Source organism: Pseudonocardia halophobica, from assembly GCF_050948485.1.
Classification (GTDB): domain Bacteria; phylum Actinomycetota; class Actinomycetes; order Mycobacteriales; family Pseudonocardiaceae; genus Pseudonocardia; species Pseudonocardia halophobica.
In genome coordinates this window covers 1,047,418-1,069,726 of record NZ_CP192046.1, presented here as the reverse complement: position 1 = coordinate 1,069,726, position 22,309 = coordinate 1,047,418, and the positions used below count along the sequence as shown (strand labels likewise).

19 protein-coding genes and 1 tRNA gene are annotated in these 22,309 nt (G+C 73.8%); 8 read left to right on the top strand and 12 right to left on the bottom strand.

Annotated features, from left to right (window positions below; translation table 11 throughout):
• Positions 1 to 268 precede the first annotated feature (268 nt).
• On the top strand, positions 269 to 1,819 hold the full coding sequence (locus ACQP04_RS05220) for an MFS transporter (RefSeq protein WP_433505929.1): 1,551 nt from the start codon (positions 269 to 271) through the stop codon (positions 1,817 to 1,819).
• 74 nt (positions 1,820 to 1,893) lie between these two features.
• On the opposite strand, the gene ACQP04_RS05215 is transcribed toward ACQP04_RS05220, so the two are convergent.
• The 4 genes from ACQP04_RS05215 to rsmA all read right to left on the bottom strand — a co-directional run bounded on the left by ACQP04_RS05215 (position 1,894) and on the right by rsmA (position 7,077).
• On the bottom strand, positions 1,894 to 3,681 hold the full coding sequence (locus ACQP04_RS05215) for an ABC-F family ATP-binding cassette domain-containing protein (protein ID WP_433505928.1): 1,788 nt from the start codon (positions 3,679 to 3,681) through the stop codon (positions 1,894 to 1,896).
• 10 nt (positions 3,682 to 3,691) lie between these two features.
• Positions 3,692 to 4,666, bottom strand: a complete 975-nt coding sequence (locus ACQP04_RS05210; protein WP_433505927.1) for a 4-(cytidine 5'-diphospho)-2-C-methyl-D-erythritol kinase — start codon at positions 4,664 to 4,666, stop codon at positions 3,692 to 3,694.
• A 9-nt stretch (positions 4,667 to 4,675) separates the two neighbouring features.
• Entirely contained in the window at positions 4,676 to 6,154 is a 1,479-nt protein-coding gene (locus ACQP04_RS05205) for a DHA2 family efflux MFS transporter permease subunit (protein ID WP_433505926.1), read from the bottom strand.
• Positions 6,155 to 6,228: 74 nt separating this feature from the next.
• On the bottom strand, positions 6,229 to 7,077 hold the full coding sequence (gene rsmA / locus ACQP04_RS05200; RefSeq protein ID WP_433505925.1) for a 16S rRNA (adenine(1518)-N(6)/adenine(1519)-N(6))-dimethyltransferase RsmA: 849 nt from the start codon (positions 7,075 to 7,077) through the stop codon (positions 6,229 to 6,231).
• A gap of 43 nt (positions 7,078 to 7,120) precedes the next feature.
• Here rsmA and ACQP04_RS05195 point away from each other — a divergent pair, with 43 nt between their 5' ends.
• Positions 7,121 to 7,801 (top strand): VOC family protein, encoded by a 681-nt coding sequence (locus ACQP04_RS05195; protein WP_433505924.1) that lies wholly within the window; start codon positions 7,121 to 7,123, stop codon positions 7,799 to 7,801.
• Positions 7,798 to 8,454, top strand: coding sequence for an HAD-IA family hydrolase (locus ACQP04_RS05190; protein ID WP_037047592.1), 657 nt, complete (start codon positions 7,798 to 7,800; stop codon positions 8,452 to 8,454). The genes ACQP04_RS05195 and ACQP04_RS05190 overlap by 4 nt, the downstream gene beginning before the upstream one ends.
• 78 nt (positions 8,455 to 8,532) lie before the next feature.
• On the opposite strand, the gene ACQP04_RS05185 is transcribed toward ACQP04_RS05190, so the two are convergent.
• The 3 genes from ACQP04_RS05185 to metG form a co-directional block, all read right to left on the bottom strand.
• Positions 8,533 to 10,602 carry a transglycosylase family protein gene (locus ACQP04_RS05185; RefSeq protein ID WP_433505923.1) on the bottom strand — a complete coding sequence of 690 codons (2,070 nt, stop codon included), beginning with the start codon at positions 10,600 to 10,602 and terminating at the stop codon, positions 8,533 to 8,535.
• A gap of 203 nt (positions 10,603 to 10,805) precedes the next feature.
• Positions 10,806 to 11,687, bottom strand: a complete 882-nt coding sequence (locus ACQP04_RS05180) for a TatD family hydrolase (protein WP_433505922.1) — start codon at positions 11,685 to 11,687, stop codon at positions 10,806 to 10,808.
• Between the two features lie 67 nt (positions 11,688 to 11,754).
• Entirely contained in the window at positions 11,755 to 13,545 is a 1,791-nt protein-coding gene (metG, locus tag ACQP04_RS05175; RefSeq protein ID WP_433505921.1) for a methionine--tRNA ligase, read from the bottom strand.
• Positions 13,546 to 13,641: 96 nt separating this feature from the next.
• Here metG and ACQP04_RS05170 point away from each other — a divergent pair, with 96 nt between their 5' ends.
• Positions 13,642 to 14,232, top strand: coding sequence for a TetR/AcrR family transcriptional regulator (locus ACQP04_RS05170; protein ID WP_433505920.1), 591 nt, complete (start codon positions 13,642 to 13,644; stop codon positions 14,230 to 14,232).
• Between the two features lie 133 nt (positions 14,233 to 14,365).
• Here ACQP04_RS05170 and ACQP04_RS05165 read toward each other — a convergent pair whose 3' ends face one another.
• Positions 14,366 to 15,280, bottom strand: coding sequence for an SCO6745 family protein (locus ACQP04_RS05165; protein WP_433505919.1), 915 nt, complete (start codon positions 15,278 to 15,280; stop codon positions 14,366 to 14,368).
• A 223-nt stretch (positions 15,281 to 15,503) separates the two neighbouring features.
• Here ACQP04_RS05165 and ACQP04_RS05160 point away from each other — a divergent pair, with 223 nt between their 5' ends.
• Together ACQP04_RS05160 and ACQP04_RS05155 are read left to right on the top strand one after the other, a co-directional pair.
• Positions 15,504 to 15,986 (top strand): cation:proton antiporter regulatory subunit, encoded by a 483-nt coding sequence (locus ACQP04_RS05160; protein WP_037047604.1) that lies wholly within the window; start codon positions 15,504 to 15,506, stop codon positions 15,984 to 15,986.
• 3 nt (positions 15,987 to 15,989) lie between these two features.
• A complete protein-coding gene (locus ACQP04_RS05155) occupies positions 15,990 to 17,183 on the top strand; it encodes a cation:proton antiporter (RefSeq protein ID WP_433505918.1) in 1,194 nt (397 codons plus the stop codon).
• 40 nt (positions 17,184 to 17,223) lie between these two features.
• On the opposite strand, the gene rsmI is transcribed toward ACQP04_RS05155, so the two are convergent.
• On the bottom strand, positions 17,224 to 18,045 hold the full coding sequence (gene rsmI, locus ACQP04_RS05150; RefSeq protein ID WP_037047606.1) for a 16S rRNA (cytidine(1402)-2'-O)-methyltransferase: 822 nt from the start codon (positions 18,043 to 18,045) through the stop codon (positions 17,224 to 17,226).
• Positions 18,046 to 18,120: 75 nt separating this feature from the next.
• On the opposite strand from rsmI, the gene ACQP04_RS05145 reads away from it, so the two are divergent.
• Entirely contained in the window at positions 18,121 to 19,707 is a 1,587-nt protein-coding gene (locus tag ACQP04_RS05145; RefSeq protein ID WP_433505917.1) for a dolichyl-phosphate-mannose--protein mannosyltransferase, read from the top strand.
• Positions 19,708 to 19,755: 48 nt separating this feature from the next.
• On the opposite strand, the gene ACQP04_RS05140 is transcribed toward ACQP04_RS05145, so the two are convergent.
• Positions 19,756 to 20,586, bottom strand: a complete 831-nt coding sequence (locus ACQP04_RS05140; protein ID WP_433505916.1) for an EamA family transporter — start codon at positions 20,584 to 20,586, stop codon at positions 19,756 to 19,758.
• A gap of 106 nt (positions 20,587 to 20,692) precedes the next feature.
• Here ACQP04_RS05140 and ACQP04_RS05135 point away from each other — a divergent pair, with 106 nt between their 5' ends.
• Positions 20,693 to 21,307, top strand: a complete 615-nt coding sequence (locus tag ACQP04_RS05135) for a helix-turn-helix domain-containing protein (RefSeq protein ID WP_051737648.1) — start codon at positions 20,693 to 20,695, stop codon at positions 21,305 to 21,307.
• A gap of 107 nt (positions 21,308 to 21,414) precedes the next feature.
• Here ACQP04_RS05135 and ACQP04_RS05130 read toward each other — a convergent pair whose 3' ends face one another.
• Together ACQP04_RS05130 and ACQP04_RS05125 are read right to left on the bottom strand one after the other, a co-directional pair.
• Positions 21,415 to 22,011 (bottom strand): hypothetical protein, encoded by a 597-nt coding sequence (locus tag ACQP04_RS05130; RefSeq protein ID WP_433505915.1) that lies wholly within the window; start codon positions 22,009 to 22,011, stop codon positions 21,415 to 21,417.
• Between the two features lie 194 nt (positions 22,012 to 22,205).
• Positions 22,206 to 22,281 (bottom strand) — tRNA-Ala (locus ACQP04_RS05125).
• Positions 22,282 to 22,309: the final 28 nt, after the last annotated feature.

Sequence of the window (22,309 nt, the reverse complement as noted above, 5' to 3'; positions counted from 1 at the left end):
GACAGCGGACCGCCGCGCCGTGTCAGCCGGTGCTGGAGCGTGTCGGCGTGGCCGCCCCTCCGATCGCTGCGCCGATCGGCGTATCTCGGGCCGTGACCGACCGGGTTCGTACCGTGACGTCCGGTTTGCCGGCGGGGCCGTGGATCCGGGCCGTTGACCATCGCTGTGACCGCGATTACGGTCCCGCTTAACGATCGTTCGGCAGATGGGTACCCGCCCGTCTCCGCTCCCGGGATGCAGCGCCGCCGAGGGAACGAGGACCTCCACTGTGGATTCGACCGTACGCTCCACCCTGCCCGGAACCGGAGCGGAGGCGTCCGCGCGCCGCCGCTGGGCCTTCCTGATCGACCGCAGGCTCGACCGCTACCCGACCGGTGGCGAGCGCTACGCCCGCCTCGTGCTCGCCGTGGTCGCCACGGTCGTCATCTACTACGAGCAGTACACGCTGGGCGCCGTCTCGACGCTGGTCTCCCAGCAGCTCGGGATGTCGTTCCTGTTCCTCACGACCGGTCTCGCCGTGGCGAACCTGTTGGGCGCCTTCGGATCCCTGGCCGCCGGGCTCGCCGACCGGCTGGGCCGCGCGAACATCGTGGTCTACGGGATGCTGGTGGTCGGCGCGGTCACGGCCTTCGCCGTCACCCAGGTGCAGGACAAGTGGACCTTCATGATCCTGTCGACGATCGTCGCGATCATGGAGGGCATGCTGCTGGTGGCCACGCCGGCGCTGGTCCGCGACTTCAGCCCGCAGATGGGCCGGGCCCGGGCGATGGGCTTCTGGAACGTGGCGCCGCCGGCGGGCTCGCTGCTCGCGTCCGCGGTCGCGGCGCTCACCCTGGGATCGCTCGTCAGCTGGCAGAGCCAGTTCCGCATCGCCGGCATCGCGGGGATCGTCGTCGCGCTGATCGCGCTGGTCTGGATGAAGGAGCTCAACCCGGCGCTGCGCGACCAGGCCGCGGTGTCCGAGGAGGACCGGGAGCTGCTCGAGGCGCGGGCCGCGCGCGGCGAGGTGAACGTGGACCTGGCGCACCCGTGGCGCCAGCTGCTGAAGGTCGACGTGGTGGTCCCGGCAGTCGGGTTCTCGATCGCGCTGCTCTTCTACTACACGATCGTCGGCTTCGCGCCGGTGCTGTTCACGACGGTCTGGGGCTTCGACCTCGCCGCGGCGAACAGCGTGATCGCCTGGGCCTGGGCGTTCAACGTGCTGCTCTCGCTCACCTACGGCGCGCTCGTCGACCGGTTCCTGGTGCGCAAGCCGTGGATCCTCGGCGGCGCGCTGCTGTGCATCGCCATGCAGATCGTGCTGATCACGCTGGTGGGCGGGAAGCCGAGCTACCTCACGCTCGCGATCATCATGGCCGTGCTGGCGACCTCCTGGGCCGGGTTCGCCGTGCCCTGGTACGCGGCCTTCACCGAGACCGTCGAGGCCCGCAACCCGGCGCTCACCGCGACCGGCCTGGCGATCTGGGCGTGGATCATCCGCGTGGTGGTGTTCCTGTCGTTCCTGATCGTGCCGCACGTGGTGACCTCGGCGAACACCCTGGTCGCCGCCGAGCCGTACGTCGCGGAGGCCGAGCGGCTGCAGGCGGCCGGGCAGGCGATCCCGCCGGACCTGGCGGCGAAGCTGGGCGAGATCCAGCAGGCCGCCGCCGTGACGGGCGACCAGTGGCGGCTGTGGATGTGGATCGCGGTGGTGTGCGCGGTGGGGCTGGCCGCCACCGTCCCGCTGCTGCGCGGCCGGTGGAGCGTGAAGAAGGCACGCGCCGACCTCGCCGAGCACGAGCGGCGGCGTGCCGAGGAGCTGGCGGCTCTCCGCGGCTGACGACTCGCATCATGGTTCCATGACGCGCGAGAAAGGCCTCGAAGAGCGCGTCGTGGAACCATGATGCGGACAGGTCAGGCTTCGGCCTTCTCCGCGGCCTCCAGCCACTCCAGCTCGACGGTCTCCCGCTCGGCCTCGACCGACTTCAGCTCGGCGGACAGCTCCATCAGCTTCTGCGGGTCCGTCGCGGCCTCGGCGAGCTTCGTGTGCAGCTGCTCCTCGCGCTTCGTGAGCTGCTCCATCTTCCGCTCGAGCCGCGCGGCCTCCTTTCGGGCGGCGCGCTGCCCGGCCGCGTTCACCGTCGGCGCAGTCTTGGGCGCCGGGGCCGCGGCGGCCTGCGGGGTCTCGGTGGAGGTCCCGGCCGCCTGCCGGCGGCGGAGGTACTCCTCGATGCCGCCGGGCAGGTGGGTGATCCGCCCGTCGCCGAACAGCGCCACCACGGTGTCGCACACCCGCTCGGTCAGATAGCGGTCGTGGCTGACCACCACGAGCGTGCCCGGCCACCCGTCGAGCAGGTCCTCGAGGTTGGTCAGGGTGTCGACGTCGAGATCGTTCGTCGGCTCGTCGAGCAGCAGCACGTTGGGCTCGGCCATGAGCAGCCGGGTGAGCTGCAGCCGGCGCCGCTCACCGCCGGAGAGCCGGCCCACGGGCGTCCACTGGCGGGCGGGCGGGAAGCCCAGCCGCTCGGCGACCTGCGAGGCCGTCATCTCCTCCTTGCCGAAGCGGACGTACTTGGCGACGGCCTCGACCGCCTCCAGCACGCGCATGTCCTTCGGCAGGTCGACGAGGTCCTGGGTGAGCTGCGCGAGCTGCACCGTCTTGCCCTCGACGCGCTTGCCGCCGTCGAGCGGACGCTCCCCGGTCAGCGACCGGAGCAGCGTGGTCTTGCCGGACCCGTTGACCCCGACGATCCCGATCCGGTCCCCCGGCCCGAGCCGCCAGGTCTGGTGGTCCAGCAGGGTCCGGTCGCCGATCGTGACCGTGGCGTCCTCGAGCTCGAGGACGGTGCGGCCGAGCCGGTTCGTGGCGAAGTTCAGCAGCTCCACGCTGTTGCGCGGCGGCGGCACGTCCGCGATCAGGGCCTCGGCGGCCTCGATCCGGTACCGCGGCTTCGACGTCCGCGCGGGCGGCCCGCGCCGCAGCCACGCCAGCTCCTTGCGGGCCAGGTTGCGACGGCGCGCCTCGGCGGCGTCGGCCTGCCGGGCCCGCTCGGCGCGCGCGAACACCCAGTCCTGGTAGCCGCCGAGGTAGCTCTCGACGCGCCCGTTCGCGACCTCCCAGGTCCGGGTGCAGACGGCGTCGAGGAACCAGCGGTCGTGCGTCACGACCACGACACCGCACCGCCGGGACAGCAGGTGCTCGGCCAGCCAGCTGACGCCCTCGACGTCGAGGTGGTTGGTGGGCTCGTCGAGCACGACCAGGTCGGGCTCGCCCAGGAGAGCCCGGGCCAGCGCGACGCGACGCTTCTCGCCACCGGAGAGCCCGTCGACGGTCCGCTCCAGGTCCCGGATGCCGAGGCCACCCAGGACGTCCCGCGCCTTGGCGTCCGAGGCCCACTCGTGGTCGGCGTCGTACTGGCCGAGCACGATGTCCCGGACCCGCGCGCCGGCCGGGAAGTCGTCCCCCTGGGTCAGGTAGGCCAGCTTCAGCCCGCCGAGGCGGGAGACCCGCCCGTCGTCGGGCGCGCGGCGGCCCGCGAGCACCTCGAGCAGGGTGGTCTTGCCGCCGCCGTTCAGGCCGACGACGCCGACCCGCTCGCTGCGCTCGACGCCGAGGGACACGCCGTCGAGCAGCACGCGGGAGGCGTCGCCGGGGACGTGTGCGGAGACGTTCTCCAGGTTGACCAGGTTCTGTCCGGCCATCGGTCCTCTCTCAGGCCCGGGCCGGCGGCCAGGGCGACCCGCTCGGGGCGGGCGGTACGGGTGGGTGCTCGTCCGAGTCGACGACGCGGGCCCCGGGGACGGGCCCGTGCGCGACGCGGACGGTGCGGCAGACGCCGACGCCGGCGAGCTCCGCGGCGACCTCGACCGCCGACTCGGCGTCGGAGCAGAGGAACGCACAGGTGGGGCCGGAGCCGGAGACGATCCCGGCCAGCGCGCCCGCGCTGACTCCTGCCCTCAGGGTACGGCGCAGGTCGGGGGCGAGGCTCACCGCGGCCGCCTGCAGGTCGTTGCCCAGCGAGAGCGCGAGCTGGCGCGGGTCGCCCTGGGCGAGCGCGCCGAGCACCGGCTCGACCGGGCGGTCCGGCGGCTCCTCGTCCCCGCGCAGCCGGTCCAGCTCGGCGAAGACCGTCGGGGTGGACAGCCCGCGCCGGGCCAGCGCGATGACCCAGTGCATCGGGTGTCGCGACAGGACCGGGATGATGCGCTCGCCGCGGCCGGTGCCGAGCGCGGTGCCCCCGTGCAGGGCGAAGGTGACGTCGCTGCCCAGCTCGGCGGCCATGGACGACAGCTCGTCCCGGTTCAGGTCGAGCTTCCACAGCGCCGAGAGCGCGACCAGTGTGCCTGCCGCGTCCGCACTGCCGCCGGCCATGCCGCCGGCGACGGGGATGCCCTTGCGCAGCACGACGCGCACGTCGGGGTCGTGGCCGGAGCGCTGGGCCAGCAGCTCGACGGCCCGCCAGGCCAAGTTGGTGTCGTCGACCGGGACCTCGGAGACACCCTCGCCGTGCACTTCGAGGCCCGGCTCGTCGCTCGCCGACACCGCGACCTCGTCGAACAGGCTCACGGCGTGGAAGACCGTCACGAGGTCGTGGTAGCCGTCCGCGCGCACGCCGCCCACCGCCAGGTGGAGGTTGATCTTCGCGGGCACCCGGACGGTGACCGGAGGACGAACGGCGGAGAGCACCACCCAACCCTACTGACCGCTGCGAACCGGTGACCTGAGGCTGACGGTGAAGGTGAGCACGGCCACCAGCCCCACCAGCAGCACCCCGGCGGGCAGCAGGAGGGCCTGCGCCATCGCGGTGGCGAAGGGTGCGTGGAGGGCGGCCGGGACCGCGGCGATGCTCTCGCCGACCGGGCCGCCCGCCCCGCCGCCCAGGTTGGCCGCGAGACGGGACGCCATGAGCACGGCGATGCCCGCGCTGCCGAGCACGGCGCCGACCTGCCGGGTCGTGTTGTAGACGCCCGCGCCGGCCCCGGCCTGGTCCTGCGGCAGGTTCCGGTTGGCCGTGGTGGCGACCGGACCCCAGACGAACGCGTTGCCGACGCCGAGCAGGGCGATCGGCAGCAGCAGGCGCCAGATCGCCACGCCGGGCTCCATCTCCGCCGCCAGCCAGACCAGCGAGACGGCCCAGGCCGCCATGCCGAAGCCGGCGATCCAGCGCGGGTGCCCCCGGTCGGTGAGCCGGCCGACCCACGGCGCCAGGACCCCGGAGAACACCGCCATGGGGATCAGCAGCAGGGCCGAGCGCGTGGGCGAGAGGCCGAGCACGCCCTGCGCGTAGAACATGATCGGGAACGACATGGCGGTGACCGCGAACCCGACGGTCGTGATCGCGATGTTGGCCAGGCTGAAGTTGCGGTCCCGGAACAGCCGCAGCGACATCAGCGGCTCGGCCCGGTTGCGCGACTGCCAGAACACGAACCCGGCCAGCACCACCAGCCCGGACACGATGAGCGCCCACACGCCCGCGCCCCAGTCGTAGGACTGGCCCTCCTGGATGCCGAAGACCAGCAGGAACATGCCGATCGCGCTGAGCACCACGCCGAGGACGTCGAACCGGTGCACGTGCGTGGGCAGCTCGGGGACCAGCCGCATCGCCATCACGAACCCGACGACCCCCACCGGCACGTTGACGAAGAAGATCCACTCCCAGCCGAGCCCGTCGACCAGGACGCCGCCGAGGATCGGCCCGACGAGCGTGGCGACGCCCGCGACCGCGCCCCACAGGCTCATCGCGCGGCCGCGCTGGTTCGCCGGGAAGGTCCGGGTGATCACGGCCATGGTCTGCGGGGTCATGAACGAGGCGCCGAGCCCCTGGAACACCCGGGCGACGACCAGCGTGGCGATGGACCCGGTGAGCCCGCACCACAGGGACGCGAGCGTGAAGATCGCGAGCCCGACGAGGTACACCCGCCGCGGCCCGAACCGGTCCCCCAGGCGGCCGGTGATGAGCAGCGGCACCGCGTAGGCCAGCAGGTAGGCGCTGGTCACCCACACCACGGCGTCGACGCTCGCGCCGAGGTCGGCCTGGATCGCCGGCGTGGCCACGGTGACGATCGTGGAGTCCACGAGGATCATGAAGAAGCCCAGCACCAGCGCCCACAGCGCCGGCCACGGGCTCGTGGTGGGGGTGGCGCCGGGACGCGTGCCGGACTCGCTGACGGCCATGGTTCTCCTCGGGGAAATCGGATCGCGGTGAAAGCGTAGGCCGCGGCACCGACAGGAACGCGCCGAAATCGGGGTCAGGGCCGCGCGGCGGCGAGGCGGGCGAAGTCCTCGATCCCCAGGGTCTCGGCGCGGGCCATGGGGTCGATCCCCACCGCGCGCAGGGCTCCCTCGGCCGCCGCGGCGGAGCCCGCCCAGCCCGCCAACGCGGGCCGCAGGGCCTTGCGGCGCTGCGCGAACGCGGCGTCGACCAGCGCGAACACCGCGGCGCGGTCGCCGGGCGGGGCCTCGCGGCGGGTGAAGGCGAGCAGCCCCGAGTCGACGTTGGGCACCGGCCAGAACACCGCCCGTGGCACCGGACCGGCGCGGCGGGCCGCCGCGAACCAGGCGAGCTTCACGCTCGGCACCCCGTAGACCTTGCTCCCCGGGCCCGCGGCCAGCCGGTCCACGACCTCCTGCTGCACCATGACCAGCCCCTTCTCCAGGGTCGGCAGGGCGGCGAGCAGGTGGAGCAGGACCGGGACCCCGACGTTGTACGGCAGGTTCGCGACGACCGCGGTCGGCGCGGGGTCCAGCGCCTCGACCTTCATCGCGTCGAGGTTCGTGACGGTCAGGCGGTCCGCCAGCGCGGGCGCGAACTCGGCGGCCGTGCCCGGCAGAGCCGCGGCGAGCGCGGGGTCGATCTCGACCGCGTGCACGTGCGCGGCGGCGGGCAGCAGGGCGAGGGTCAGCGACCCGAGACCGGGACCGACCTCGACGACGACGTCCCCGGGCGTGAGGTCCGCGGCCTTCACGATCCGCCGGACCGTGTTGGGGTCGTGGACGAAGTTCTGCCCGAGCTTCTTCGTCGGCCGGATCCCGAAACGCTCGGCGAGCGCGCGCACCTCGGCCGGGCCCAGCAGCCGGGAGGTGGCGGGGTCGGTCACCGGCTCATCATCCGGGATCGCCCGCACGGGGCAGACTGCGGGGATGCCGAGGTTGCGCTGGCTCACACTGCTCACCGGGGACCCGGAGACGCTCGACGCCCGGATCACCGAGGGCCTGGGGCTGTCCCGCTGCTCCTTCGAGGCCGAACTGGAGGGCTTCGGGGTGTCGAGCGCGATCTACCCCCTGGGCACCGACCGGTTCCTCGAGGTGTGCGTGCCGGTGCGGTCGGGGACGTCGGCCGCGCGCCGGCTGGAACGCGCGGGCGAGGGCCTGTACATGGTGATCCTGCAGGTCGGGGACCTGGACGGGCAGCGGGAGCGGCTCGCGGAGCACGGGATCCGGGTGGTCGCGGAGTTCGACCGGCCGCAGACCCGCGGGCGGTGGGCGTCCCTGCACCTGCACCCCGCCGACACCGGGGCGGCCCTGCTCTCGCTGGACGTCTCGGACCCGCCCGAGGACTTCACCGTCGTCGAGGGGCCGTGGTGGGAGCACGTCCGCACGGACGTCGTGACCGACCTGCTGGGCCTCGAGATCGCCGCTCCCGGCGGGCGATGGGCCGCGGCGACCGGCGCAGGGTTGGACGGCGACACGCTCCGGCTCGAGGACGCCACCATCACCTTCCGCGACGGCTCGACGGCCGTGCTGCTGGCCGGGCCCGAGGACCGCGACCTGCGTCTCGGTGGTGTGGAGTTCCGGGTCCGCCGTAATACAGTTGCATCATGACCGACCTCCCGGCCGTGGTGTTCGACTTCGGCGGCGTGATCACCGCCTCGCCCTTCGAGGCCTTCGCCCGGATCGAGACCGAACGCGGCCTGCCGAAGGACCTCGTCCGGCGGATCAACTCCACGAACCCGGACACCAACGCCTGGGCCCGGTTCGAGCGGGCCGAGATCGACGCCGCGGCGTTCGACGCCGAGTTCGCCGCCGAGGCCCGCGCGCTCGGCCACGACCTGCCCGGCAGCGTCGTGCTGGCCGTGCTGTCCGGGTCCGTCCGGCCGCGGATGGTCGCGGCGATCGACCTGCTCAAGGAGCGGGGCCACAAGCTCGGTTGCATCACCAACAACGTGCCCGCGGGGCACGGCGCGCAGATGTCCGCGACCGAGGAGCGCGCCGCCGAGATCGCCGCGATCATGGCGCGCTTCGAGTACGTCGTGGAGAGCAGCAAGGTCGGGGTGCGCAAGCCCGACCCGGCGATCTACGAGCTGGCCTGCACGGGGCTCGGGGTGCGGCCCGAGGAGTGCGTGTACCTCGACGACCTGGGCATCAACTGCAAGCCCGCCGCCGCCCTGGGCATGCGCGCGATCAAGGTGACCGGTGAGGACCAGGCGCTGTCGGACCTGGAGAAGGCCCTCGACCTCCCGCCCGGCACCTTCTGACCTGCACGAACGGCACTTTCGTGCGGACCTACCGCACGAGAGTGCCGTTCGTGCGGAGCTGGTGCCGCTCGGGCGGAGCTAGCGGGGCAGGCCGAGCTTGCGGGCGCAGGCGGGCCAGGCGCCGTAGCCGCCGCGGGAGTCGCGGACCTTGCTGGCGACGGCGATCTGCTCCTCGCGGCTGGCCTGGTGCGGCAGCGGCGCGTACTGGGCGCCACCGTAGGCGCGCCAGGTGGAGGCGTCGAACTGCACGCCGCCGTAGTAGCCGTTGCCGGTGTTGATGGCCCAGTTCCCGCCGGCCTCGCACTGCGCGAGCCGGTCCCAGACCGCGCCGTCGGCGATCACCGGTACCTCGGGCTGCTCGTCGTTGGTGCCGACCTTGACGATCCGCGGCCGCGGCGGAGTGCTCGCGCCGGCCCGGATCTGCTCGCGGCGGACCTCCTGGCCGTTCTGCACGTACACCCGCATGACGGCCGTCTGCTCGCCGGGAACCCCCGGGTCGACGACCTCGCGCTTGCCGCGGGGCAGCTCCGGGTCCTCGACCTCCTCCACCGGCGGGTCGGTCCGGCGCACCTCGACGACCTCGCCCACGCCGTTGCGCACGAGGTGGATCTGCATGCCGTCGGTGATCTGGGTGTCGCTGCTCGGCACCGACACGTCGTCCGGGCCGAGCGTGACGCCCTTGTCCGCCAGCAGCCCGGCGATCGTGCCGGCGCTGGTGGTGACCTGCTCGGGGGGGTTGGTGCCGTCGGCCAGGGTGACCGTGCGCTGGACCTCGATGCGGACGTTGAGCCCGCCCATCGGGATCTGCGTGGTCGGCGCGAGCGACATCTGGATCGGCTGGACGTTCACGCCCAGGCCCTTGAGGGCCTCGTCGACCGACGACGCCGTGGTCCAGACGTTGCGGGTCTGTCCGCCCTCCGTGAGCGTGAGCATCCGCGCCCGGTTGACGATCACCTGGTCGCCGTCGGCGATCTCGGTGGTCGGCGCGGGCTCCACGCGGTCCTGCGGGTTCGCGGCGATGCCGGCCGCGGCGAGGACGCCGGAGACGTCGTCGGCGTAGGTGTGCAGGACGCGGTCCTGGCCGTCGACGGTCACGGTGACGGCCTTGTCCATCGCCAGCGCGGTCGCACTGCCCGCGGTGAGCGTGAGCAGGGCGGCGAGGGCGACGGCCCGGGCACCGAACCCGGACCTCCGGCCGGTGGAGGCGGGCGGGGCCGCGCGACGGGTCGTGGTCGCGGGCCGGGGGCGGGCGGGCGTGGTGGCCGGCGCGGGGGCGACCGTCAGCGGCTCGGCGGCCGGCGCGGCCTCGGGCTCCGCAGGCGCCGGCGGGGCGACGACGGCGAAGGTCTCGGTCGCCGGCTCGGTGTCGGTCTCGGGCGCGGGGGGCGCGACGACGGCGACCGCGCCCGGGTCGAGCCGCCCCGTCTCCTCCGCCGCGGCGAAGCCGCCGGTGTCGAGCCGCCCGGTGTCGTCGAACGCGGCGAAACGACCGGAGTCCACCCGCCCGGTGTCCTCGAGTGCCGCGAACCGGTCGGGGTCCACCCGACCCGTGTCGTCGAGCGCGGTGGAGGCGCCCGGGTCGAACCGGCCCGTGTCCTGGAGCGACCCGCCGGTGTCGATGCGACGGGTCGCGGTCGGGTCGCCCGCCGGCTCCACCCGCGGCATCCCGCCCGTGGGCGCCTCGTCGAACCAGCTGCCGCCCGCCGGGACGGTGTCCAGCGCGCCGGGACCCACGGGGGCCTCGACCACGGGAGCCACGGGGACCACGGGGACCGCCGCGAACGGGGCGGTGAAGGGCTCGGCCTCGACGTCCTCGGACCGGTCGAGCCAGGCGCCGCCCGCCTGCCCGGGCCGCGTCCGGTCGGATCCCGTCCGCTCGGGCCCCGGCTGCCCGGAACCCGCCTCCTCGGCCTCGGTCCACCACGAGCCCGGCACGTACTCCGCGACCGGGTCGCCCGAGTCGGCGTACCCGCGCAGGTCCTCGGCCAGGTCCGGGCCCTCGTCGCCGCCGTCGTCGTACTCCAGCCAAGGGCCCGGACGCAGGACGGGCGCGTCGGTCGCGACCGGCCGCTCGGCGTGCTCCAGCGACTCGAGTCCCAGGCGGACCCGGACCGCGCGCCGGCGCGCGCGCGCAGATACGTCGACCACTGGCTTCCAGACGCTCGTCGGACCGGGCAGGGGTGGCGAGCGACGGTGACCGGGGCTGGCGGCGTCGGGGAACGCCCGGTCACTCGTCGCTGCACCGGTGCTGGGGAGCGGACCCCTCCCGGCTGGGCGATCACGGAACCGTAACGGGCCGTGCTCGCCCGCCTCGACCCCGACGCGCGCGGCAGCGCCGAACGGTGCGTCCGCTACGCCGAGCGCGGTGCCCGACCGTCGGGCGACGTCACAGTCGCGACGGGCGGCAGGTCGGCGATCCCGAAGACCCGCTCGGCGTTGCGGCCGGTGATCGCGGCGAGCGCATCCGCCTGCACGCCACGGACTTCGGCGAGGCCACGCACCGTCCACGGCAGACAGTAGGGCTCGTTGGCGCGGCCGCGGTGCGGGTGCGGGGTGAGGAACGGGGCGTCCGTCTCGACGAGGAGGTGGTCGTCGTCGGGGATCGTGGCGGCCTCGCGGAGGGCCGCGGCGTTGCGGAAGGTCACCGGCCCGGCGAACGACAGAACGTAACCGGCATCGGCGCACTCGCGGGCCATCACGGCGTCGCCGGAGAAGCAGTGGAAGACCACGGTCTCCGGCGCGCCCTCCTCGCGGAGGATGCGCAGCACGTCGTCGTGCGCGTCCCGGTCGTGGATCATCAACGGCTTGCCGAGCCGCTTGGCGAGGTCGATGTGCCGGCGGAAGGAGGCCTGCTGGGCCGCGGGCGGCGAGTAGTCCCAGTAGTAGTCCAGGCCGGTCTCGCCGACGGCCACCACGCGCGGGTCGGCGGCCAGCCGCTCGATCTCGGCGAACTCCTCGTCCGTGACGGCGGCGGTGCGGGTCGGGTGCAGCGCGACGGCCGCCACGACCCGCTCGTCCCAGTGCGCGGCCCGCACGGCCCACCGGGCGGCGGCGAGGTCGTCGGCCACCGTGACCGCGCGGATGACGCCGACGGCGGCGGCGCGGTCCATCGCGGCGGCGACGTCCTCGGCGGTCTCGCAGCCGCAGGCGTCGAGGTGGGTGTGGGCGTCGACGGTCGGCGCGCCCAGCGGCTCCGGCGGGTCGGGTCGCTCGCGGCGTCCGTGCTGAGTCACCGTTCTCCCAGGTCGGCGGGGGTCGTGCGCGCGGAGTGCCGCTTCAGCGGCACTCCGCGCTCACGGGTCACTTCTGGATCGGCGCCCACTCCGGGCCGGTCTCCCCGAGCTCGGGGGCGAGCTTGGCGAACAGCGGGGTCGGCTTGGCCAGCGGGCGGCCGACCTCGATCGGCCGGGACTCCCACGTCGCCTGCTGCTCGGTGTAGTCCCCGGTGAGGACGGAGTAGTCCGGCCCGTCGCCGAGGTCCTCGACCTGCCGGATCTCCGGCTGCGCCGCCCACACGCCCTCGCCGCCCAGCGCCTCGTGCACCTTCTGCGCGGCGTGCGGCAGGAACGGGGTGAGCAGCGTGTTCGCGTCGGACACCACCTGCAGGGCGGTGTGCAGGATCGTGTCCCGGCGGTCCGGGTCGTCCTTGCGCTTCCACGGCTCCTGGTCGGAGATGTACTTGTTCGCCGCGCCGACGACCCGCATGGCCTCCGTGACCGCCTGCTTGAAGCGGTTGCGCCGCAACAGGTCACCGACAGTGTCGAACCCGGCCCGGGAGGTCGCGAGCAGCGCCGCGTCGGCCTCGGTCGGCGCCGTGGGCTTCGGGATCGCGCCCACGTTCTTGTGCGCCATCGAGACCGAGCGGTTGACGAGGTTGCCCCACTCGTTGGCCAGCTCGAAGTTGATCCGGCGGACGAACTCCTCCCAGGTGAAGTCCGTGTCCTGGTTCTCCGGGCCGGCGACGGCGATGAAGTACCGCAGCGCGTCCGGCCCGAACTCCCGCAGGAAGTCCCCGACGTAGATCACGGTGCCGCGCGAGGTCGAGAACTTCGACCCGCTCATCGTGAGGTACTCCGACGACACGATCTCACTGGGCAGGTTCAACGTGCCGAACGCGCCGGGCTCGCCGCCGTGGTCGCCCTCGCCGTTCTGCCCCAGCAGGATCGCCGGCCACATGACCGAGTGGAAGGTGATGTTGTCCTTGCCCATGAAGTAGTAGCCCTGGGCGGCCGGGTCGGTCCACCACTGCTTCCACGCGTCCGGGTCGGAGCCGCGGCGGGCCCACTCGATGGACGCCGAGAGGTAGCCGATGACGGCGTCGAACCAGACGTAGATCTTCTTGAGCGGGTTGTCCGACCAGCCGTCGAGCGGCACCGGGACGCCCCAGTCGAGGTCGCGGGTGATCGCCCGCGGCTTGAGGTCCTCGATCAGGTTGGCGCTGAACTTGAGCACGTTCGGCCGCCAGTCCGTGCGCGTGGACAGCCAGCGGCCAAGCGACTCCGCGAAGGCGGGCAGGTCGAGGAAGAAGTGCTCGGTCTCGACGAACTTCGGCGTCTCGCCGTTGATCCGCGACCGCGGGTTGATCAGGTCGGCCGGGTCGAGCTGGTTGCCGCAGTTGTCGCACTGGTCGCCGCGCGCGCCGTCGTACCCGCAGATGGGGCAGGTGCCCTCGACGTAGCGGTCCGGCAGCGTGCGCCCCGTCGACGGGCTGATCGCGCCCATCTGCGTCTTCGGGACGATGTACCCGTTCTTGTACAGCGACAGGAACATCTGCTGCGTGACGTCGTAGTGGTTCGACGTCGTGGTCCGGGTGAACAGGTCGTACGACAGGCCGAGGCCCTGCAGGTCCTCGGTGATGACCTTGTTGTACTTGTCGGCGAGCTGCCGCGGGGTCAACCCCTCCGCGTCGGCCTGCACCTGGATCGGGGTGCCGTGCTCGTCCGTGCCGCTGACCATGAGCACCCGGTCGCCCGTCATCCGCCGGAAGCGCGAGAAGACGTCGGAGGGCACACCGAAGCCGGAGACGTGGCCGATGTGCCGCGGACCGTTGGCGTACGGCCACGCCACGGCGGTCAGCACGGAGGAACTCATGTGACCAGCGTATGCCCGGCGGTGAACCGGCTTTCCGCCGCCCACGGGAGGGTGATCCGCGGCCCGCCCGCGCGGCCCGCCGCTACGGTGTCCGGCATGGAGGCCGGGAGCGCCGACGGGTTCGGGGCCGACCACCGCGCCGCGTTCCGGGACGCGGCCCTGCAGCTGTGGGCCGAGGCCGGGTGGGCCGCCGTGACCGTCCCCGCGGTGTGCGCCGCCACCGGGCTCACCGAGGCGGACTTCGCCGCCGGCTACGACTCCCCCGAGGACCTGCTGGGCGAGGTGTTCGACGAGGGCACCGAGGAGCGCACCGCCCTGGTGCTGCGCGCGATGGAGGCGGCCCCCCGGAACCGGATCGCGCAGATCCGGGCCGGGCTCGACGCCCTGGCCGGCTTCTTCGAGCGCGACCCGCGCCAGGTCGTCGCGCTGGCCGAGGCCATCGGCTGCCCGCCGCTGCGCCGGCGCCGGCGGGCCACGACCCAGGGCTTCGCCGCGCTGATCGGCGCCGAGACCAGCACGCTGCCGAACCCGCCCGACCCGCGCGAGGTCCGGGCCGCGGCGCAGTTCTGCATCCCCGGCTTCCACGAGCTGCTGTTCGCCTGGTTCGACCCGGACAGCCCGGTCGATCGCGACCTGGTGGTCGACCACGCCGCCCGGCTCTTCGAGGCCTGCCTGTCCGTCCGGTAACGGCGCGGCCCGGCGCCGCGAACGCCCGTTCGACGCGGACCGCCCGCACGGCCCCGCGGTGGCTCGATCATCCTCGCGCTGATCCACGCGCTGCCGCACGCCACCCCGACCCGATGACCTGCGGAGACGCGCCTCAGCCGGCGAACCGCTTGGCCGGGTCGGGCGGCGCGGCACCGGCGCCGACCAGGGCGTCCGACCAGGCGCACAGCTGCTTGGTCAGGGTGTCGAGCTCTCCGCCGATCGCGTCGACCACGGACTGCTGCATCCGGTCCGTGCGCCGCTCCAGCTCCGCGCGGTACGACAGGCCCGCCTCGGTCAGCCGATCGCCGGCGAGGAGGCCGCGGGCGCGCAGCCGGTCCGCCGCCGCGTCGATCTCCGCGTCGGACCAGCCCCGGGTGACCGTGTAGCTGCGGAAGGCGTACCCGCACCACAGCTCGGTCAGCAGGTTCATCCCGACCGGGTCGAGGCCCTCGACCGCGCAGACCGCCAGGTGCGAGTCGCCGCGGTGCTCGCGCAGCAGGTGGCAGGCGTGGACCAGGCCGGCGAGCGGATCGCCCGGCCAGTGGTCGGCGGTGAGCCCCGTGAACAGCGGCCGGGCGGTGCGGTCGGCCGCGTCGATCCCGCGGCGCAGCAGCGTGACGGCGCCCGCGGCGTCGTCGTCGATGTCGCCGAGCACCCGGCGCAGGGTCCGGCCCGGCGCCTCGATCCGGACCCGGACGACGTCCTCGCGGCTCAGCGCGACCCGCCCGGCCTCGTACTGCGGCGTGATCAGCTCGGGCGTGAACACCCCCAGCGCGACGACGGCCAGCGGGACCGGCGGCGTGCCCAGCGCCGCCGCGCGCTGCCAGACGTAGGCGGCGAAGTAGTCGTCGAGCCCGAGCTCGGCGTACGCCTCCGCGGCCTCGGGCGACCAGATCGACAGGCAGGCCAGCGGCTCGATCGCGTCGCGCAGCGCGCGGGCCGGGCTCGGGCTCGTGGCGGCGGGCGGGAGGGGCCGCGGCTCCGGCGGGACGGCGAAGAACAGGTCGCGCATGGTCGGGTAGTCCACGACGGCTCCGATCCGACGATGGTGGGACGACCGCCGAGTATCGCCGCGTTCGTCCGGTTCGAGCAGTACGCAGAGATGCGTACGTGGGACGGAACCGCAGATCAGCGGGGGCCGTGAGTGCGAACTGCCGTCCCAGGGGCAGTCGGCATTCACGGGTCGGCCCAGGGCCCGCGATCGATCCTCCGCGGCCGGACGTCACGATCGTCCGGGTTACGGTGAGGAGGTGAACGTGGAGGTCACTCCCCTGCCCGGGATCGGCGTGCGCAAGGACTTCGCCCTGCGCAACGGCCGGCGCGTCGGTGTCGTCACCCATCGCGACGGCCAGATCGAGCTGATCCTGTCCAAGTCCGACGACCCGGACGCCTGCCTGGCCGAGCTGCCGCTGACCGCCGAGGAGGCCTCGGCGCTGGCCAACCTGCTCGGCGCGCCGCAGCTCGTGGCGCAGCTCAACGAGGAGCACAAGGATCTTCCCGGGATCCACACCCGGCAGATCCCGGTGGTCGACAACAGCCCGTACGACGGCCGGACCCTGGGCGACACCGCCCTGCGGACCCGGACGAGCGTCTCGGTGGTCGCCGTGATGCGAGCCGGCCAGGCGCACCCGTCGCCCACGCCCGACTTCACCCTGACCGCCGGGGACCTGCTGGTCACCGTCGGCACGTCCGAGGGGCTCGACAACGCCGTCAAGATCCTCAAGAACGGATAGCCCGTGGACCACACCGCGCTCGAACTGATCGAGCTCGGCGCCGTCTTCTTCGGGCTCGGCCTGCTCGGCCGGCTGGCGGGCCGGATCGGCCTCTCCCCCATCCCGCTCTACCTCGTCGGCGGGCTCTGCTTCGGCACCGGCGGGATCTTCCCCCTCGGCGACATCGGCGAGTTCACGTCGCTGGCCAGCGAGGTCGGCGTCGTCCTGCTGCTGTTGCTGCTGGGCCTGGAGTACTCCGCCGCCGAGCTGATGACCGGGCTCAAACGCTCGTGGACCGGCGGGGTGCTCGACATCGTGCTCAACGCCGCGCCCGGCGTGGCGGTCGCGCTGATCCTCGGCTGGGGCCCGGTCGGGGCGATGGTGATGGGCGGCGTCACGTACATCTCGTCGTCCGGGATCGTCGCCAAGGTGCTGTCCGACCTGGGGCGGCTCGGTAACCGGGAGACGCCGGTCGTGCTGTCCATCCTCGTGTTCGAGGACCTGGTCATGGCGGTCTACCTGCCGATCCTCACCGCCCTGCTGATCGGTGTGACGTTCATCGGCGGGCTCGAGGCCGTCGGGATCTCGCTCGCGGTGATCGCCGTCGTGCTGCTGGTGGCGCTGCGCTGGGGCCGCTACGTCTCCGCGGTCGTCGACAGCCCGGACCGCGAGGTCTTCCTGCTCAAGGTGCTCGGCGCGGCGCTGCTCGTGGCCGGGCTCGCCTCGGCACTGCAGGTCTCGGCGGCGGTCGGGGCGTTCCTGCTCGGCATCGCGATCTCCGGGTCCACCGCGCACAACGCCACCCGGCTGCTGGAGCCGCTGCGGGACCTGTTCGCCGCGGTGTTCTTCGTGGTCTTCGGGCTGAACACCGACCCGCGGGCGATCCCGCCGGTGCTCGGCTGGGCGGTGGTGCTGGCCGTCGCCACCTCGGCGACCAAGATCGCGACGGGCTGGTGGGCCGCCCGCCGGCAGGGCATCGGGAAGCTCGGCCGGGCCCGTGCGGGCGCCGCGCTGATCGCCCGCGGGGAGTTCTCGATCGTGATCGCGGGGCTCGCGGTGTCCTACGCCGCGGTGCCGGACCAGCTGGCCGCGCTCGCCACCGCGTACGTGCTGATCATGGCCATCCTCGGCCCGATCGCGGCGAAGTTCGTGGAGCCCGTCGCCCGCTCCCTGCAGCGACGCGCAGCCCCCGCACCCGCACCCAGCGCCGGCAACTGACTCCGTGAGTGGCAACTGCCCCTGGAGCGGCAGTTGCCACTCACGAGGACTGCAGGGTCGCGTTGTAGAGCTCCCGCTTGGGGACGCCGGCGGCCTGCGCCACCGCGGCCACCGCGTCCTTGAGCCGCTCGCCCTCGGCCACCCGCTCCTGCACCGCGGGCACCAGGGACTCGACGGGCGGGGCCTCGGTGGGGGCGGCCCCGGCGAGCACCACGGTGATCTCGCCGCGCACCTCGCCCTGCGCCCACTCCGCCAGCTCGGCGAGCGGGCCCCGGCGGACCTCCTCGTAGGTCTTCGTCAGCTCCCGGCACACCGCGGCGGCCCGGTCCGGGCCCAGCACCTCGACGGCCGCCCGGAGCGTCTCGCCGAGCCGGTGCGGGGACTCGAAGAACACGACGGCGCGGGGCTCGCTCACCAGCTGCGCCAGCCAGCGCGACCGTTCGCCGCCCTTGCGCGGCGCGAAGCCCTCGAAGCAGAACCGGTCGCACGGCAGGCCGGACAGGACCAGCGCGGTCGTCACGGCCGACGGGCCGGGCAGGCAGGTGATCGGCAGGTCCTCCGCCGCGGCGGCCGCCACCAGCCGGTACCCGGGGTCCGACACGGCCGGCATCCCCGCGTCGGTCACGACGAGCACGGTCCGCCCCGCCCGGACGTCGTCGAGCAGGCCGGGCAGCCGGGCCGTCTCCACCGCGTCGTAGTGGCTGAGCACCGTGCCCCGCACCGGGACGTCGAGGGCGGCGGCGAGCGCCCGGAACCGCCGGGTGTCCTCGGCCGCGACGACGTCGGCGGTGGCGATCGCCTCCCGCAGCCGGACAGAGGCGTCCCGGGCGTCGCCCAGCGGGGTGGCGGCGAGAACGAGCATGCCCCTGAGCCTACGATCGGGCCGGTGGAGCCGATCGGGGCGCGGGCCGGAACCGCTGGGGGCTCGAGGAGTTCCGTGCGGACCGACCGGGTGGTGGACGACGGGGAACCCGAGGTCACCGGCGCCGTCACCGTCGGCACGCCGCCGCCGCTGCGGTCCCCGGAGCCGGACCCCGTCGTCCGGCTCGGACCACCGCCGCCCACCGACACCGCCCGCAGCTGGCTGCTCGCGATCACCCTCGCCGTGCTGGGCGGGGTCCTGCGGTTCGCCGGGCTCGGCTACCCCACGGACGCCGGCACGCCCGTCTTCGACGAGAAGCACTACGTGCCGCAGGCCTGGCAGATGCTGCGCAACGGCGGCGTCGAGGACAACCCGGGCTACGAGCTCGTCGCACACCCGCCGCTCGGCAAGCAGCTGATCGCCCTCGGGGAGTGGCTGTTCGGCTACGACTCGGTGGGCTGGCGGGTGGCCGCGGCCTTCTGCGGCACGCTGATGATCCTCATGATCGTGCGGGTCGCGCGGCGGCTCACCCGCTCGACCCTGCTCGGCGGCATCGCCGGGGTGCTGCTGATCTGCGACGGCGTGTCGCACGTGCAGTCCCGGGTCGGGATGCTCGACGTCTTCCAGGCCTTCTTCGTGCTGGCCGCCTTCTGCACGCTCGTCCGGGACCGCGACGACGTCCGGGAGCGGCTCGCGTCCGTCGCCGACCGGATCGGCGACTCCCCGTTCGGCCCGGCGCTGGGGGTGCGCTGGTGGCGGTTGGCCACCGGCGTGCTGCTGGGCCTGGCCTGCGGCGTGAAGTGGTCCGGCCTGTACTGGGTCGCGTTCTTCGGCGTGCTCGTCGTGCTGTCGGACGTGTCGGCACGGCGCGCCGCCGGCGTCGCACGGCCCTGGGTGGGGACCTTGCGCCGCGACCTCGCCCCGGCGCTGTGGGCGCTGCTCGTGGTGCCCGTGCTGACCTACCTGAGCTGCTGGTGGGCCTGGTTCGGCAGCGAGGTCGGGATCGACCGGCACGCCGTGGGCAACCAGGTCGGGACCGGCGGGCCCTGGTCGATCGTGCCCGCGGCGCTCCGCTCGCTCTGGTACTACAGCGGCCACGTGCTGCAGTTCCACGAGAGCCTGGACACCCCGGTGGGTCACCCGCACCCGTGGGAGTCGAAGCCCTGGACCTGGCCGATGGGCCTGCGCCCGATGCTGTACTTCTACGAGTCGAGCCCGTCCGTCGACGGCTGCGACGCCACCGAGTGCACCAGCGCCGTGATGCTGGTCGGCACTCCGGCGCTGTGGTGGCCCGCCATCCCCGTCCTGGCCTGGGGGATCTGGCGCACGGTCACGCGCTCGGACTGGCGCTACGCGGCGGTCCTCGTCGGCTACGCGGCCGGGTTCCTGCCCTGGTTCGTCAACATCGACCGGCAGATGTACTTCTTCTACATGACGCCGGTGGCGCCGTTCCTGGTGCTGGCCACCGTGCTCGTGATGGGCGACATCCTGGGCCGGGCCCGCCGGGCCGGGTCGGAACGACGGCGTACCGGTCTGCTCGTCGTCGGGCTGTGGGTCGGCGCCGTGGTCGCCAACTTCGCCTGGCTCTGGCCCATCCTCGTCGGGCTCCCGATCACGCCCGAGCACTGGCAGGCCGAGCTGTGGCTGCCGTCCTGGCGCTGACCCCGTGCGTGGCAACTGCCCCGAGAGGGACAGTCGCCGGTCACGACCTCAGCCGGCCGCCAGGGTGACGCTCGCGCCCACTGCCAGCACCACGCTCACCAGCTGCACGGCCGTGAGGCGCTCGCGCAGGATCGCCCGGGCCAGCAGCACGACGGCGACCGGGTAGAGCGCCACGATCACCGACGTCACGCCCAGCGCGCCGATCCGGGTGGCGAGCAGGAAGAAGACGTTGGCCGCGGAGTCGAGCACGCCGCTGGTGACCATCAGCCAGAGGCTGCCCGGCCGGCCCGGCCGCCGGATCGCGGTGAGGACCAGCAGCAGCGCCACCGAGGCCATGCGCCCGAAGACCAGCGGCCAGAGGCCCGAGTCGGCCGGGGTGGCGTCGAGGATCACGAAGAACAGACCGAATCCCGCACCGGACGCCAGGCCGAGCAGCACGCCGTTGAGCGCGGCCTTCTCCCGGCGGGAGCCGGTGGTGGCCAGCACGATCGCGACCAGCGCGACCAGCATCCCGACGATCGCCCACGGCCCGGGGCGCTCCCCGCCGAGGATGCCGACCAGCAGCGGCAGCCCGGCCGCGACGACGGCCGAGAGCGGCGCGACCGTGCCCATCGGCCCCACGGCCAGGCCGCGGAAGTACAGCAGGAGTCCGGAGGCGCCCGCGAGCCCAGCCAGGGCGCCGATCCACGCCGCCGGGACGCTCGGGCCGCCGGGGACCAGCAGGAGCCCGGGGAAGAGCGCGATCAGCCCGGCGATCTGGGCGACCACGGTCACGGTGAGGACGGGGGCGCGGCGGGCGGCGAGCCCGCCGGCGAAGTCGGCGAACCCGTAGGTGGCGGCCGAGAGCAGGGCCGAGGGCGCGGCGAAACCGGCGGCCATCAGCGGGGTACAGCGAACTGGACGAGCGCGGACACGACACTGAACTGTACGGACCGATCCGGGGAAGTACAACCGAGTATCCCTCGAAGTACGGCAGAATGGATCGGTGCAGTCCCCCGACGACGTCGCCACCGCGATCGGCCGCAACGTCCGCGCCCTGCGCCAGCAGCGCCGGATGACCATCGACGCGCTCGCCGCCGCGTCCGGGGTCAGCCGCGGCACGGTGATCCAGATCGAGACCGCGCGCGGCAACCCCAGCATCGGCACGCTGGTGCACCTCGCCGAGGCCCTGCGGGTCGGCGTGACCTCCCTGGTCGACGACGACGCCGCACCCCGGGTCGTCGTCCGGCGGGCGGAGCAGGCCGTACCGCTGTGGAGCAGCGAGGCCGGGAGCACCGCGGTGTTCCGGATCGGGACCGACCCGCCCGACGTCGTCGAGCTCTGGGACTGGACCCTCGAGCCGGGCGACGCGTTCGACGGCGAGGCCCACCCCATCGGCACCGCGGAGGTCCTGTCCGTGCTGCACGGCCGGCTCGGGCTGCGGGTCGGGACCACCGAGCACGAGCTCGGCGAGGGCGACACGGTGATGTTCCAGGCGCACGTGCCACACCGCTACTCCGGTGCCGGCAAGGGGCCGGTGCGGTTCACGATGGTCGTGCTGCAGCCGGGCGACGCGGGGCTGGTCCCGCCGACCGCGATCGCCCCCGCCGAGCCGGACTGAGTGAACGGCAACGCTCCCTGGTCGGGTGGGGGACGGTGCCGTTCGGGCAGGCGACGCACGGCACGGACCGAGGTGCACGACCGGGCCCGCGACGACCGCTCCCGAGGTCAACAGCCGTCGAGGCGCAACGGTCGGTGCACCGGGTCGACGGCGAGGGTCATCGGGTTGACCGTCGAGCGGTAGCCGCAGCCCCGGGCCGGGACGACCTCGACGGTCCGGTCGTCCACGAACCGCAGCGCCGCGGGCGGCACGCCCTCGCTCAACCCCACCCACACCGGCGAGTCCTGCAGGAAGGGACCACTGCCCGCACGGGCACGCACCGAGTACGCCGGGCCGTCCGCCGCGAAGGTCCGCGTCTCCACCAGCGCGAGCCGCACCCGGGAGCCCGGCGGGCCCGGGACCTCGCGGATCGTCGCGAGACCGGGCGAGAACACGATCGACGCCCAGGCCAGCACCGCCCACACCGCGATGACCAGCACGCCCGCCGCGGCGATCGCGATCCGCCACCCCGTGCGCCGGGCCTGCAGCACCGCCCACGCCGTGAGCAGCACGATCCCCAGCCCGACCAGCACCCCCGCATACCAGGGTGCGAGCAGCAGGTGGAACGGATCCGCCACGGCGACCGCGGCGAGCAGCGCGACCACCAGCACCACGATCGCGAGGGCGCGGTGCCGGATCCGGCGGGGCGGCGCGGCGGCGGTCATGCCGCCCAGGATGCCCGCCGTGACCCGGCGGCCCGGCACGGCTCCCCGACCGACCCCGGGGACGCCGTCCCGGAGACGCCTTTCCCACGGGCTCCGGAGACGCCGTCTCGGCCGATCACGGGGATGCCTTCCCGACCGACCCCGGAGACGACGACGGCCCGGGCGGAGATCCGCCCGGGCCGAGTCGATGATGGTGGTGGAGCTGAGGGGAATCGAACCCCTGACCTTCTCGATGCGAACGAGACGCGCTACCAACTGCGCTACAGCCCCAGGCCTGCAGGCCTTCCGGCCGTGCAGG

Coding starts and splice junctions, on each gene's coding strand:
- ACQP04_RS05215 (WP_433505928.1), bottom strand. CDS start 3,681: ATGGCCGGACAGAACCTGGTCAACCTGGAGAACGTCTCCGCACACGTC.
- ACQP04_RS05205 (WP_433505926.1), bottom strand. CDS start 6,154: ATGGCCGTCAGCGAGTCCGGCACGCGTCCCGGCGCCACCCCCACCACG.
- ACQP04_RS05195 (WP_433505924.1), top strand. CDS start 7,121: ATGCCGAGGTTGCGCTGGCTCACACTGCTCACCGGGGACCCGGAGACG.
- ACQP04_RS05190 (WP_037047592.1), top strand. CDS start 7,798: ATGACCGACCTCCCGGCCGTGGTGTTCGACTTCGGCGGCGTGATCACC.
- metG (WP_433505921.1), bottom strand. CDS start 13,545: ATGAGTTCCTCCGTGCTGACCGCCGTGGCGTGGCCGTACGCCAACGGT.
- ACQP04_RS05170 (WP_433505920.1), top strand. CDS start 13,642: ATGGAGGCCGGGAGCGCCGACGGGTTCGGGGCCGACCACCGCGCCGCG.
- rsmI (WP_037047606.1), bottom strand. CDS start 18,045: ATGCTCGTTCTCGCCGCCACCCCGCTGGGCGACGCCCGGGACGCCTCT.
- ACQP04_RS05140 (WP_433505916.1), bottom strand. CDS start 20,586: ATGGCCGCCGGTTTCGCCGCGCCCTCGGCCCTGCTCTCGGCCGCCACC.
- ACQP04_RS05130 (WP_433505915.1), bottom strand. CDS start 22,011: ATGACCGCCGCCGCGCCGCCCCGCCGGATCCGGCACCGCGCCCTCGCG.